At 69.1% G+C, this 11646-nt stretch carries 14 protein-coding genes and 1 tRNA gene; 8 read left to right on the plus strand and 7 right to left on the minus strand.

Annotated features, from left to right (window positions below):
* The first annotated feature begins 158 nt into the window (after window positions 1-158).
* Window positions 159-1316, plus strand: coding sequence for a M14 family metallopeptidase (locus E9232_RS10885; RefSeq protein ID WP_309793954.1), 1158 nt, complete (start codon window positions 159-161; stop codon window positions 1314-1316).
* Window positions 1317-1326: 10 nt separating this feature from the next.
* Here the strand turns inward: E9232_RS10885 and E9232_RS10890 are convergent, their stop codons facing one another.
* From E9232_RS10890 to E9232_RS10905, 4 genes are all read right to left on the minus strand, one after another.
* On the minus strand, window positions 1327-2520 hold the full coding sequence (locus E9232_RS10890; RefSeq protein WP_309793955.1) for a phosphoglycerate kinase: 1194 nt from the start codon (window positions 2518-2520) through the stop codon (window positions 1327-1329).
* A 109-nt stretch (window positions 2521-2629) separates the two neighbouring features.
* Window positions 2630-2839 carry a TOBE domain-containing protein gene (locus E9232_RS10895; RefSeq protein ID WP_309793956.1) on the minus strand — a complete coding sequence of 70 codons (210 nt, stop codon included), beginning with the start codon at window positions 2837-2839 and terminating at the stop codon, window positions 2630-2632.
* Window positions 2840-3025: 186 nt separating this feature from the next.
* Window positions 3026-4210 carry a Gfo/Idh/MocA family protein gene (locus E9232_RS10900; RefSeq protein WP_309793957.1) on the minus strand — a complete coding sequence of 395 codons (1185 nt, stop codon included), beginning with the start codon at window positions 4208-4210 and terminating at the stop codon, window positions 3026-3028.
* Between the two features lie 160 nt (window positions 4211-4370).
* Window positions 4371-5429 carry a sugar phosphate isomerase/epimerase family protein gene (locus tag E9232_RS10905; RefSeq protein WP_309793958.1) on the minus strand — a complete coding sequence of 353 codons (1059 nt, stop codon included), beginning with the start codon at window positions 5427-5429 and terminating at the stop codon, window positions 4371-4373.
* A gap of 291 nt (window positions 5430-5720) precedes the next feature.
* On the opposite strand from E9232_RS10905, the gene E9232_RS10910 reads away from it, so the two are divergent.
* The gene (locus E9232_RS10910) at window positions 5721-6176 is read left to right on the plus strand and encodes a hypothetical protein (RefSeq protein ID WP_309793959.1); all 456 of its coding nucleotides are present in this window, start codon (window positions 5721-5723) and stop codon (window positions 6174-6176) included.
* 9 nt (window positions 6177-6185) lie between these two features.
* On the opposite strand, the gene E9232_RS10915 is transcribed toward E9232_RS10910, so the two are convergent.
* Genes E9232_RS10915 through E9232_RS10925 form a run of 3 tightly spaced genes read right to left on the minus strand, consistent with a single transcriptional unit; the run spans window position 6186 to window position 7090 of the window.
* On the minus strand, window positions 6186-6425 hold the full coding sequence (locus tag E9232_RS10915) for a hypothetical protein (RefSeq protein WP_309793960.1): 240 nt from the start codon (window positions 6423-6425) through the stop codon (window positions 6186-6188).
* 24 nt (window positions 6426-6449) lie between these two features.
* Window positions 6450-6749: a DUF167 domain-containing protein gene (locus E9232_RS10920; RefSeq protein WP_309793961.1), complete on the minus strand. Its 300-nt coding sequence runs from the start codon at window positions 6747-6749 to the stop codon at window positions 6450-6452.
* 38 nt (window positions 6750-6787) lie between these two features.
* Window positions 6788-7090 (minus strand): YggT family protein, encoded by a 303-nt coding sequence (locus tag E9232_RS10925; RefSeq protein WP_309793962.1) that lies wholly within the window; start codon window positions 7088-7090, stop codon window positions 6788-6790.
* Window positions 7091-7301: 211 nt separating this feature from the next.
* Here E9232_RS10925 and E9232_RS10930 point away from each other — a divergent pair.
* The 6 genes from E9232_RS10930 to lptB all read left to right on the plus strand — a co-directional run bounded on the left by E9232_RS10930 (window position 7302) and on the right by lptB (window position 11639).
* Window positions 7302-7388 (plus strand) — tRNA-Leu (locus E9232_RS10930).
* A gap of 140 nt (window positions 7389-7528) precedes the next feature.
* Window positions 7529-8146: a ribonuclease D gene (locus E9232_RS10935; protein ID WP_309793963.1), complete on the plus strand. Its 618-nt coding sequence runs from the start codon at window positions 7529-7531 to the stop codon at window positions 8144-8146.
* Window positions 8147-8311: 165 nt separating this feature from the next.
* Window positions 8312-9271, plus strand: a complete 960-nt coding sequence (locus E9232_RS10940) for a KpsF/GutQ family sugar-phosphate isomerase (protein WP_309793964.1) — start codon at window positions 8312-8314, stop codon at window positions 9269-9271.
* Between the two features lie 8 nt (window positions 9272-9279).
* Complete coding sequence (gene lptC / locus E9232_RS10945; RefSeq protein ID WP_309793965.1) at window positions 9280-9978, plus strand: LPS export ABC transporter periplasmic protein LptC; 699 nt, start codon at window positions 9280-9282, stop codon at window positions 9976-9978.
* Window positions 9975-10841, plus strand: a complete 867-nt coding sequence (locus E9232_RS10950; RefSeq protein ID WP_309793966.1) for an LptA/OstA family protein — start codon at window positions 9975-9977, stop codon at window positions 10839-10841. The genes lptC and E9232_RS10950 overlap by 4 nt, the downstream gene beginning before the upstream one ends.
* 9 nt (window positions 10842-10850) lie before the next feature.
* Entirely contained in the window at window positions 10851-11639 is a 789-nt protein-coding gene (gene lptB / locus E9232_RS10955; RefSeq protein WP_309793967.1) for an LPS export ABC transporter ATP-binding protein, read from the plus strand.
* The last annotated feature ends 7 nt before the right edge of the window (window positions 11640-11646 follow it).

An 11646-nucleotide genomic window follows, 5' to 3' on the forward strand; every position in this document is an offset into this window, starting at 1 on the left:
CGGGGCACAGGATCGCTCAACTCCGTGAAAAATCCACCTGATTTTTGTTGGCGAAATCTATTTCACTTTAATGGATCGCTGTTTGCCGCCCGATCTTCGCCATTGCCAATGGAGCGGGTCTGCGGCGAGGTGCGGCGAGATCCGTCGCCGAGGACCCGATGCCCGATCTGAAAATCTCCACCGATTTCGAGGGCGGCAGCGTCGAGGCGCTGGACTGCCGCGATCCCGGCGCGATCCGGCTGGCGCTGAAGCCCGACGGGCGCTCGCCGGACCTGCAGTGGTTCCACTTCCGGCTGCACGGCGCCAAGGGCCGCGACTGCCGCATCACCTTCGAGAATTCCGACCGGCTGGCGCGGCTGGCCGGGCGCGACGAGATCCCGGATTGCTGGACCGGCTACCGCCCGGTCGCCTCGCATGACGGTGCGGAGTGGCTGCGGGTCGGGGCCGACTATCGCGACGGCATCTTTTCGATCGTCGACCGGCCGCTTCACGATTCGGTCGACTACGCCTATTTCGCGCCCTATCCGCTGGCGCGGCACCGGGCGCTGGTCGACCGGGCTCGCCGGTCGCCCCGCGTCGCACACGACGTGCTGGGCCTGACGCCGGACGGTCACCCGATCGACCGGCTGACCTTCGGCCGGGCGGGGCAGGGCAGGCGGCGGCTGTGGATCATGGCGCGGCAGCACCCGTCCGAAACCATGGGCGGCTGGTTCCTGGAAGGGCTGGTCGACCGGCTGCTCGACCCCGCCGACCCGGTGGCCGCCGGGCTGCGCGAGGCGGCGGTGATCCACATCGTGCCGACCGCCAACCCGGATGGCTGCGCCCGCGGCCACACCCGCACCAACGCGCTGGGCATGAACCTGAACCGGGCCTGGGCCGACCCGGCGGCGACCGATGCGCCGGAGGTGGCGGCGATCCGCGATGCGATGGAGGCCGAGGGCGTCGACTTCTGCCTCGACGTCCATGGCGATGAGGAGTTGCCCTACAACTTCCTCGGCGGCCCGCTGGAGATCCCGTCGCGTAACGAGGGTCTGCGCCGGCGCTTCGTCGACTTCATGCGCGGGCTGGAGGCGGCGAGCCCGGACTATGTCCGTCGTCATCCCTATCCGGGCGGGGCGCCCGAGGCAGCCGACCTGCGCATGGCCTGGAACTGGATCGCCGAACGCTTCGGCTGCCTGACCGTCCTGCTCGAGATGCCGTTCAAGGACCAGATCGACGTCCCGGATGCCCGGTATGGCTGGTCACCCCAGCGCAGCGCCCGATTGGGTCGGGCGATGCTGGACCCGATCGCCGCGGCGCTGCCCGGGTTGCGGTAGGATAGGGGGCTTACCGCTTCAGCGCCGCCACGCCTGGCAGGTCCTTGCCTTCCAGCCATTCCAGGAAGGCGCCGCCGGCGGTGGAGATGTAGGAGAAGCGATCCTCGACCCCAGCATGGGCCAGGGCGGCGACGGTGTCGCCGCCGCCGGCCACGGTCAGCAGCTTGCCGGCCTGGGTCAAGTCGGCGGCGGCGCGGGCCACCGCGACCGTGCCGGCATCGAAGGGGCGCTTCTCGAAGACGCCGAGCGGGCCGTTCCAGACCACGGTCTTGGTCTCGGCCAGCACCGCCTTCAGATTCGCCACGGATTTCGGCCCGATATCCAGCAGCATGGCATCGGCCGGGATCGCCGCATTGTCGACGGCCTCATGCGGTGCGTCGGCCTTGAATTCGCGGGCGACCACGCCGTCGACCGGCAGCACGATCTCGCAGCCGGCCGCCTTGGCCTTGGCCAGGATGCTGTGCACGGCGTCCGCCATATCGTGCTCGCACAGGCTCTTGCCGACATTCACGCCCTGGGCGGCCAGGAAGGTGTTGGCCATGCCGCCGCCGAGGACGAGCCGGTCGACCTTGGCGACGAGGTTGCCCAGCAGGTCGAGCTTGGTCGAGATCTTGGCGCCGCCGACGATCGCCAGCACCGGGCGCTCCGGCGCCTCCAACGCGGCCGACAGGGCCTCGAGCTCGGCCTGCATCAGCCGCCCGGCATAGGACGGCAGGTGATGGGTGATGCCTTCGGTCGAGGCATGGGCGCGGTGCGCGGCGGAGAAGGCGTCGTTGACGTAGATGTCGCCCAGCGCGGCCAGCGCCTTGGCGAAGGCCGGGTCGTTCTTCTCCTCCTCCGGATGGAAGCGGACATTCTCCAGCAGCAGGATCTGGCCGTCCTTCAGCGCCTTGACCGCGGCTTCGGCCACCGGCCCGACGCAATCCGCGGCGAAGGCGACCGGGCGCTCCAGCACCTCTTCCAAGGCCGGCAGTACGATGGTCTTCAGGCTGAATTCGGGGGTCACGCCCTTGGGCCGGCCGAAATGCGACAGCAGTACGACCCGGCCGCCCTTGTCGGCGATCTCGTCGATGGTCGGCGCCAGCCGGTCCAGCCGGGTGGTGTCGCTGACGGTGCCGTCCTCGACCGGCACGTTCAGGTCGCCGCGCACCAGCACGGTCTTGCCGCGCACATCCACATCGTCGAGGGTCTTGAACGTGCTCATCGGCTCGGCTCTCTCGTCAGGGGCAAGATCGCCGGCACCGAACCACAGCGGCCGCCGCGACGCAACCGGGCCGAAGGGCCGAAGCGGCTGCGCGCGGGAGCACCGGAAATCAGTCGACTGCGACCATCACGTCCGAGGCCTTGACCACGGCATAGGCGGCCTGGCCGGCCTTGAGGCCGAGCGAATCGACCGACTCGTTGGTGATCGACGAGGTGACGATGACGCCGCCGCCGATGTCGATGCGGACATGGGCGGTGGTCTGGCCCTTGGTGACCTCGACGATGGTGCCCTTGAGCTGGTTGCGGGCGCTGATCTTCATGATGGCGGCTCTTTCGAGTGAGTGACGGCGGCGCAACCTAGCCGCGCCGGTGTGGGCGGCGCCAGCCCAACCACGCCCATCCTCTCCAAAGGCTGTCATTCCCGCGAAAGCGGGAATCTCTTGCCGCCTCTGGCTGTGACGAGATTCCCGCTTTCGCGGGAATGACGGAGGAGGGGAGGGACGGGTTCAGATCTTCGTCCAGGCCGCGTCCTTCTGCGACGAGGCCACGCAGGCGGCGATGAAGCGCACGCCGGCCAGGCCGTCCTGCACCGTCGGCAGCAGCAACGCGTCCGGCGCCGGGTCGCGCTTGTCCAGCCGGGCCAGGATCTGCTCCGCCGCGTCGGTGTAGATCTGGGCGAAGCACTCCAGATAGCCCTCGGGGTGGCCGGGGGGGACGCGGGTGGCGTGCGCCGCCGCAGGGCCGGAGCCGGGGCCGCCGCGGGTCAGGCGGCGATGCTGCTCGCCCAGCGGCATGAAGGTGAGATAGTTCGGGTTCTCCTGCGCCCATTCCAGCCCGGCCTTCTCGCCATAGACGCGCAGGCGCAGGCCGTTCTCGTTGCCGCTGGCGACCTGGCTGGCCCAGATCATGCCGCGGGCGCCGCTGGCGTAGCGCAGCAGGATATGGGCGTTGTCGTCCAGCCGGCGGCCGGGAACGAAGCTCTGCAGATCCGCGGCCAGCGACTCCGCACCCTCGCCGGTGACGAAGCTCGCCAGGTTGTAGGCATGGGTGCCGATGTCGCCGACGCAGCCGGCCGGGCCGCTGCGCGCCGGGTCGACCCGCCACTCCGCCTGCTTGCTGCCGGTGTCCTCGGTCTTGGTGGCCAGCCAGTCCTGGGCGTATTCCGCCTCGACCAGCCGGATCTTGCCGAGCGCGCCCTCGGCCACCATCGCCCGGGCCTGCCGGATCATGGGATAGCCGGTGTAGTTGTGGGTCAGGGCGAAGACCTGGCCGCTCCTCTTCACCGCGGCCACCAGGTCCTCGGCATCGGCCACGGTCGTGGTCATCGGCTTGTCGCAGATGACGTGGAAGCCGGCCTCGAGGAAGGCCTTGGCCGGGCCGTGATGGACGTGGTTCGGAGTCACGATGGCGACGGCGTCGATCGCCGGCCCGCCCGAATCGCGCAGCTTGCGCTCACCATCCAGCATCGCCTGCCAGCTGGGATAGGCGCGGGCGGGGTCGAGGCGCAGGTCGGCGGCCGAGGCCAGGGCCTTCTCCGGGTCGCTCGACAGCGCCCCGGCGACGAAGTCCCAACGGTCGTCCATCCGCGCCGCCAGGCGGTGCACCGCGCCGATGAAGGCGTCGCGGCCGCCGCCGATCATGCCCAGGCGCAGGCGCCGGCTGGGCGCCCGTTCCGCGGTTCCGGAAACCATGCTTGTCCTCCCTACTTTTCTCAGATCGAGGCCGTCTCAAGATTCTCGATTCCGTCATCCCCGCGAAAGCGGGGATCTCGTCGCACTTCGATCGGGAAGAGGTTCCCGCTTTCGCGGGAATGACGGAAAGGGGCCAGAAACGGAGTCTCAAAAAGGCTTCTCAGCGATCGATTCCCAGCAGGCGGCGGTTCGCCGCCTCGTCGGTGCCGCCCGAGGCGAAATCGTCGAAGGCGCGTTCGGTCACCCGGATCAGATGCGCCGCGATGAAGGGCGCGCCCTCGGCCGCGCCCTGCTCGGGATGCTTGATGCAGCATTCCCATTCCAGCACCGCCCAGCCGTCGAAGCCGTGCTGCGTCAGCTTCGAGAAGATGCCGCCGAAATCGACCTGGCCGTCGCCGAGCGAGCGGAAGCGGCCGGCCCGGTCGGCCCAGGGGGCGTAGCCGGAATAGACGCCCTGGCTGGCGCTCGGGTTGAACTCGGCGTCCTTGACGTGGAAGGCGCGGATCCGCTCGTGGTAGCGGTCGATGAAGCCGAGATAGTCCAGCTGCTGCAGCACGAAGTGGCTCGGGTCGTACAGGATGTTGCAGCGGGGATGGTTGCCCACCCGGTCCAGGAACATCTCGAAGGTGCGGCCGTCGAACAGGTCCTCGCCCGGATGGATCTCGTAGCACAGGTCGACCCCGGCCTCGTCGAAGGCGTTCAGGATCGGCGTCCAGCGCCGCGCCAGCTCGTCGAAGGCGGTCTCCACGAGCCCGGCCGGGCGCTGCGGCCAGGGATAGGCGTAAGGCCAGGCCAGGGCGCCGGAGAAGCTGGCATGCGATTTGAGGCCGAGGTTGCGTGACGCGGCGGCGGCGTAGCGCATCTGCTGCACCGCCCATTCCTGCCGCGCCTTCGGGTTGCCCCGCACCTCCGGCGCCGCGAAACCGTCGAAGGCCTCGTCATAGGCCGGGTGCACCGCCACCAGCTGGCCCTGCAGATGGGTCGACAGCTCGGTCAGGGCCAGGCCGTGCTGCGCCAGCGTGCCCAGCACCTCGTCGCAATAATCCTGGCTCTCGGCCGCGCGCTTCAGATCGAACAGCCGCGCATCCCAGGACGGGATCTGCACCCCCTTGTAGCCGAGGCCGGCGGCCCAGCCGGCAATGGCGTCCAGGCTGTTGAAGGGGGCCGCGTCGCCGGCGAACTGGGCGAGGAAGATGGCCGGTCCCTTGATCTCTTTCATGATCTGCTCCTCCGCGGGGCGCTGCGGCCCCTTCTCCCTGGGCGTTGGTCCGGCCCGGCGGGCTTCGGACCCTGTTCCAGCCTAGCAATCCGGATGGCCGAAACGCAATGTAACCGATTGCAGAACGTATTATCGCGCAACGTCATGGTCCCGATCGCGGCCGCGCTTGTCAATTAATTGTCTGATGAATAAATCACGGCTTTGTCACGACATTTGGTCCGGAAGCGAAACGCAGCGTAGAATGACCGCCACACCGCCCTTGAGAGGCGGGGATCGAGAATGGAGGCTGAGATGCGTATTGCCACGCTCGCCGCGGGTCTCGGGATGGTCCTGGCCCTCGTTGCCTGTACGCCGCCTTCGGCGCTCGACACCAACCCGCACTATGTCCGGATGACCCGGGCGGAGTTCGACCGCCAGATCCTGGGCAAGCCGTTCCTGGTCGAAGGCGTCCTGGGCGGGCCGGACCGGCTGTTCCAGTACGGACGCAACGGCAAGTACACACTCAGCTCGCTCGACGGGCGCGGCGCCCCGATCCAGGTGCGGGAAGGCAGCTGGCGGTTCGAAGACGGCACGGTCTGCACCGGCCGGCTCAGCCGCAGCGAAACCGGCGACAGCTGCGTCACCATTTTCTCGTCGCCGCTGGCCGTGGCCCCCGACGTGATGAACTGCAATGTCCGCTGGGTGGGAGAGCGCGGCGCGCTCGAGGATGCCGCCGTGCATCGCTGCCGGGTCGCCGCGCGGCGCTGAGAGCCCGCTTCAGCCGGTGATCGCGCCGCGCATGCCGTGGGCCATTTCCAGGCCCAGCCATAGCAGCACGCCGCCCAAGGCCAGCAGCACCAGCCCGGTGGTCAGCCAGTGCGACCAGTGCCCGGTCCTGGTGCGGCGGGAGGCGCCGAGAATCAGGGCGCCGACGGCCAGTGCCGGCACGACCCAGATCGCGCCGGAGGCCATCAGGACGAAGCCAGTGAAGGCGATGGCGCCGATCAGGGCATCCATGGGCGCCTTGGTCCTGTCGTGCGATCAGCGGACATCGGTGTCCAGGCTCCCGGCCCAGTCTTCCAGCCGGGCGGCGAGGGCGGCGTCGCCGCCTGCGATCTCGATCACCTTGTTGCGGTCGGTGGCGCCGCTGACCACGGCCAGCCCGGTCTTCGGCAGCCGCCAGCTCTTGGCCAGCAGGGCGATCAGTGCGGTATTGGCGGCCCCGCGCTCCGGCACCGCCGTGACCGCGACCTTCAGCAGCGGCGCGCCGTCGGCATCCTCGGCCCGCCCGGTCACCGCATTGCGCCCCGCCCGCGGCGTCAGCCGGACCGCGACGCGCACGCCGCGCGGCCCTGCGACGAAGAGCCGGCGGCCGGCGGTCAACCGAACAGCAGGCGGGCGTGGACGTTGGCCAGGATCATGCGCGCCAGGGTGACCAGCAGCCACAGCACGACATAGGAGATGTCGACCCCGCCGAAATTCGGCACGAAGCGCCGGATCGGGCGCAGCGCCGGCTCGGTCAGGCGGTAGAGCACGTTGCCGACCTGGTAGACGAACTGGTTGCGGGTGTTGACCACGTTGAAGGCCACCAGCCAGCTCAGTATGGCGGTGGCGATCAGGATCCAGATGTACATCTGCAGCACGATGTCGATGATGGTGAAGATCGGGTCGATGACGATCATGCGCCTGTTCCAAAAGGTGGTCCGTGCCGGCCCGCTCGCCGAATCCGTCCGGTACCGTACCGATGCGGCCCGCACCGAACAAGCGATGCGACGCGCAGCCTTCGGCCGCGACCACAGCAGCGCCGGGGCGAAATCGCCAATCTTTCACAATGTGCGGATTCCCCTGTTGACAGGGGGTGGGGTGGCATCCTACATCACGGCCCGCCGCATCGCCCAGGTGGCGGAATTGGTAGACGCGCAGGTTTCAGGTACCTGTGGCCGAAAGGTCGTGGAAGTTCGAGTCTTCTCCTGGGCACCATCCCTCTTGATGGTCCTGACGACGGCGATGCGATAGAGACTGGCAACGACCCGCTTGCTTCAAGCGGGTCTTTCCTTTTGGGGCCGAAGCCGTAGCAGGACTGACCTCGAGGCCGCGGCCGGACATGAAGGTGGCGACCGGTGGCTTCCGAACCGATTCTGCATGATGGCGACCTGCCCGACGGCCTCGATCTCGGCGACGTGATCGCGATCGACACCGAGACCATGGGCCTGAACCCGGTGCGCGACCGTCTCTGCCTGGCCCAGCTCAGCGCCGGCGACGGCACGGTCCATCTCGTCCAGTTCCGCAAGGGCCCGTTCAACGCCCCCAACCTGTCGGCGCTGCTGACCGACCCGGCACGGCTGAAGCTGTTCCACTTCGCCCGCTTCGACGTGGCGGCGCTGCAGGCCTATCTCGGCGTGGTCTGCGCCCCGGTCTACTGCACCAAGATCGCCTCGAAGCTGGTGCGCACCTTCACCGACCGGCACGGGCTGAAGGATCTCTGCCGCGACCTGATCGGCGTCGAGCTGTCGAAGCAGCAGCAGAGCTCGGATTGGGGCAGCGACCAATTGACGCCCGAGCAGCTGCGCTACGCCGCCAGCGACGTGCTGTACCTCCACGCCCTCAAGGCGAAACTCGACGCCATGCTGCAGCGCGAAGGCCGGGTGGCGCTGGCCCAGGCCTGCTTCGATTTCCTGCCGGCGCGCGCCGCGCTGGACCTCGGCGGCTGGGCGGACCTGGATATCTTCGCCCACTGAGCCGATATGGGGACACAATCGTGCCGCCTTGCGGCGGTACGTCGATCTGTCTCGGACCTGCAATCCCAGCCCTTCGCGCCCGCTGGTCCAAGAGTCGATGAGGTCCTGGTTCGTCCTGTCGCAAAGACGGGATACCATCCGCGGGCGGACCGCTGAGGAGACGGCATGGTGGCAACTGCAGGGATCGAAGCCGGCCGCAAGGCCCTGCTGGTGGAGCGTGACGCGCTCGACCGGCTGGCCGAATCGCTCGACAGCCGCTTCGATCACGCCATCGACACCATCCTCGGGGCGGCGGGCCGGGTCGTGGTCAGCGGCATCGGCAAGAGCGGCCTGGTCGCGCGCAAGATCGCGGCGACCCTGGCCTCGACCGGCACCGCGGCGCTGTTCGTGCACCCCGCCGAGGCCAGCCATGGCGACCTCGGCATGATTCACCGCCAGGACGTGGTGGTGGCGCTGTCCAATTCCGGCAACACCGCCGAACTCGGCGACGTGATCGCCTACACCCGCCGCTTCGCCATCCCGCTGATCGGCATCACCAGCCGGTCGCCGTCGACGCTGGCCGACCAGTCCGACGTCGTGCTGCTGCTGCCGCCGGCGGCGGAAGCCTGCCCGACCGGGCTGGCGCCGACCACCTCGACCACCATGATGATGGCGCTGGGCGACGCGCTGGCGATCGCGCTGATGACCCGCCGGGGCTTCTCCTCCGACGATTTCCGGGTGCTCCATCCCGGCGGCGCGATCGGCAACAAGCTGATCCGGGTGCAGGACATCATGCATGCCGAGGCCGAGCTGCCGCTGGTGGCGCCGGACACGCGGATGGACGAGGCGATCCTGGAGATGAGCCGGGTCGGCTTCGGCTGCGTCGGCGTGGTCGATTCCGACCGGCGGCTGGTCGGCGTGGTCACCGACGGCGACTTGCGCCGCCACATGAGCGACGGCCTGCTGGGCCAGACCGCCGGCGCCGTGATGACGCCGGGCCCGCGCACCATCCGCCCGGCGGCGCTGGCGGCGGAAGCGCTGGGGCTGATGAACCGCTACAAGGTCACCAACCTGTTCGTCACTGCCGAGGGACGGCCGGTGGGCATCCTGCGCGTGCATGACTGCCTGCGGGCGGGGCTGAGCTGAGGATGGTCGTGGCACCCCAAACTCCGGGCGAAGACAGGGCGGGCCGCAGGGCCGCCGCATCCGGGCGGCGATCGCGCCTGGCCACGGCCGGCCGGGCGGACAGCTTCAGCCGGACCTACAGCCGGCTGGTCGGGGTGCTGAAGTACCTGCTGCCGGTGGCCGGGCTGGTGATCGTCGCGCTGGTCGTGCTGTGGCCCGAGCTGCACCAGGTCCAGGTCGACATCTCCAACCCGACCCAGCGCCCGGTCGCCGCCGCCGACGGCGCGATCCAGAATCCGCGCTACAGCGGCATCGACGAGGCGAACCGGCCCTATACGGTCTGGGCGACGGTGGCCAAGCAGGCGGCCGACCAGATCTTCAACATGGACCACCCCAAGGGCACGCTGCGGCTGCCCAGCGGCCTGGTCCTGAACCTCGATGCCTTGACCGGCCGGCTGGACCGCGGCACCAAATCGGTGCATTTGAGCGGGGACGTCACCTTGCGCCGCAGCGACGGCACCACGATGGTCACCGACGCCGCGGACATCGATCTCGCCGACAAGGGGGCGCAAAGCAGCACTCCCGTGACGGCGGAGGGCCCGTTCGGTACCCTGTCCGCCGGCGGCTTCAAGATCGAGCAGCATGGCGACGTCATCATCTTCACCGGTCCGACCAAGCTGCTGCTGAAGCCCGGCGCCGACAAAGCCTTCGAGGGAACGCCCCAATGATCCGTCCGCTGATGCTCGCTGTCCTGCTCGGTGCGCTGGCGACGCCCGCCATGGCGCAGCAGCAGCTGCAGCTCGGCAGCAAGAACGGCGAGCCGTCTGAGATCCAGGCGTCCCAGTCGCTCGAGTGGCGGCAGAACGAGAAGCAGTACATCGCCAATGGCGACGCCGTGTACAAGCGCGGCGACCTGACCGTGAAGGCCGACGTCCTGACCGCCTACTACCGCGAGCTGCCGGACAAGACGACCGAGATCTACCGCGCCACGGCGGAAGGCAACGTCCTGATCACCCGCGGCGACACCACCAGCGCCACCGGCGGGCACGGGGTCTACGACATGGACACCCAGGTGTTCACCCTGACCGGCGGCAACCTGAAATTCGTCAACAACGACGACGTCATCACCGCCACCGACAGCCTGCAGTACCGCCAGGCCGAGGATGTCGCGGTCGCCCGCGGCAACGCCGTGGCGACCCGGGCGAAGGAAGAGAAGACGCTGCGCGCCGACGTCCTGACCGGCCATTTCGCCGCGAACGAGAAGGGCGACAAGGAGCTGTCGGTGGTCGACGCCGACGGCAATGTCCGGCTGACCACGGCGACCGACGTGGTCACCGGCCAGACCGGCCGCTACAACGTCAAGACCCAGTTCGCGACCATCACCGACGACGTGCACCTGACCCGCGGCGGCAACCAGCTGAACGGCGACTATGCCGAGGTCGACATGGCCAGCGGCGTCAGCAAGCTGCTGACCCGGCCGGGGCAGGCGGGGCAGCCCGCCACCCGCGCCCGGGCGCTGCTGGTGCCGGACCAGAAGGTCCAGACGCCGGGCGAGCCCGCCGCACCGGCCCAGCCGGCGCCGAAGAAGTAAGGACAGGCGATGGCCAGACCCACCAGCCCGGCGCTTTCGCCTGAAGCGGCCTCCGCGCCGCGCCTCGTCGCCAAGAACGAGGGGCTCGTCGCCCGCAACCTCGGCAAGCAGTACAAGAAGCGGCCGGTGCTGCGCGACGTCAGCCTGCAGGTACAGCGCGGCGAGGCGGTCGGGCTGCTCGGCCCCAACGGCGCCGGCAAGACCACCTGCTTCTACATGATCACCGGGCTGATCCAGCCGGATTACGGCACCATCGCGCTGGACGGGCAGGAGCTGACCGACCTGCCGATGTACCGCCGCGCCCGGCTCGGCATCGGCTACCTGCCGCAGGAGGCCTCGATCTTTCGCGGCCTGACGGTGGAGCAGAACATCCGCGCCGTGCTCGAGATCTCCGAGCCCGACCGCTCGACCCGCGAGGCGGTGCTGGAGGACCTGCTGGCCGAGTTCTCGATCAGCCATCTGCGCCGCACCCCGGCCATGGCGCTGTCGGGCGGCGAGCGCCGGCGCGTCGAGATCGCGCGGGCGCTGGCCAGCCATCCGCATTTCATGCTGCTCGACGAGCCGCTGGCCGGCATCGACCCGATCGCCGTCGGCGACATCCGCGAGCTGGTGGCGCATCTGCGCGACCGCGGCATCGGCGTGCTGATCACCGACCACAATGTCCGCGAAACCCTCGATATCGTCGATCGGGCCTATATCCTCCACGACGGGCGTGTTCTGATGGAAGGGAAACCATCCGATATCGTCGGCAATGAGGAGGTGCGGCGCGTGTATCTGGGCGAACGCTTCAGCCTTTAGACCACCG

Source organism: Inquilinus ginsengisoli (genome assembly GCF_031453975.1).
GTDB classification, from domain to species: domain Bacteria; phylum Pseudomonadota; class Alphaproteobacteria; order DSM-16000; family Inquilinaceae; genus Inquilinus; species Inquilinus ginsengisoli_A.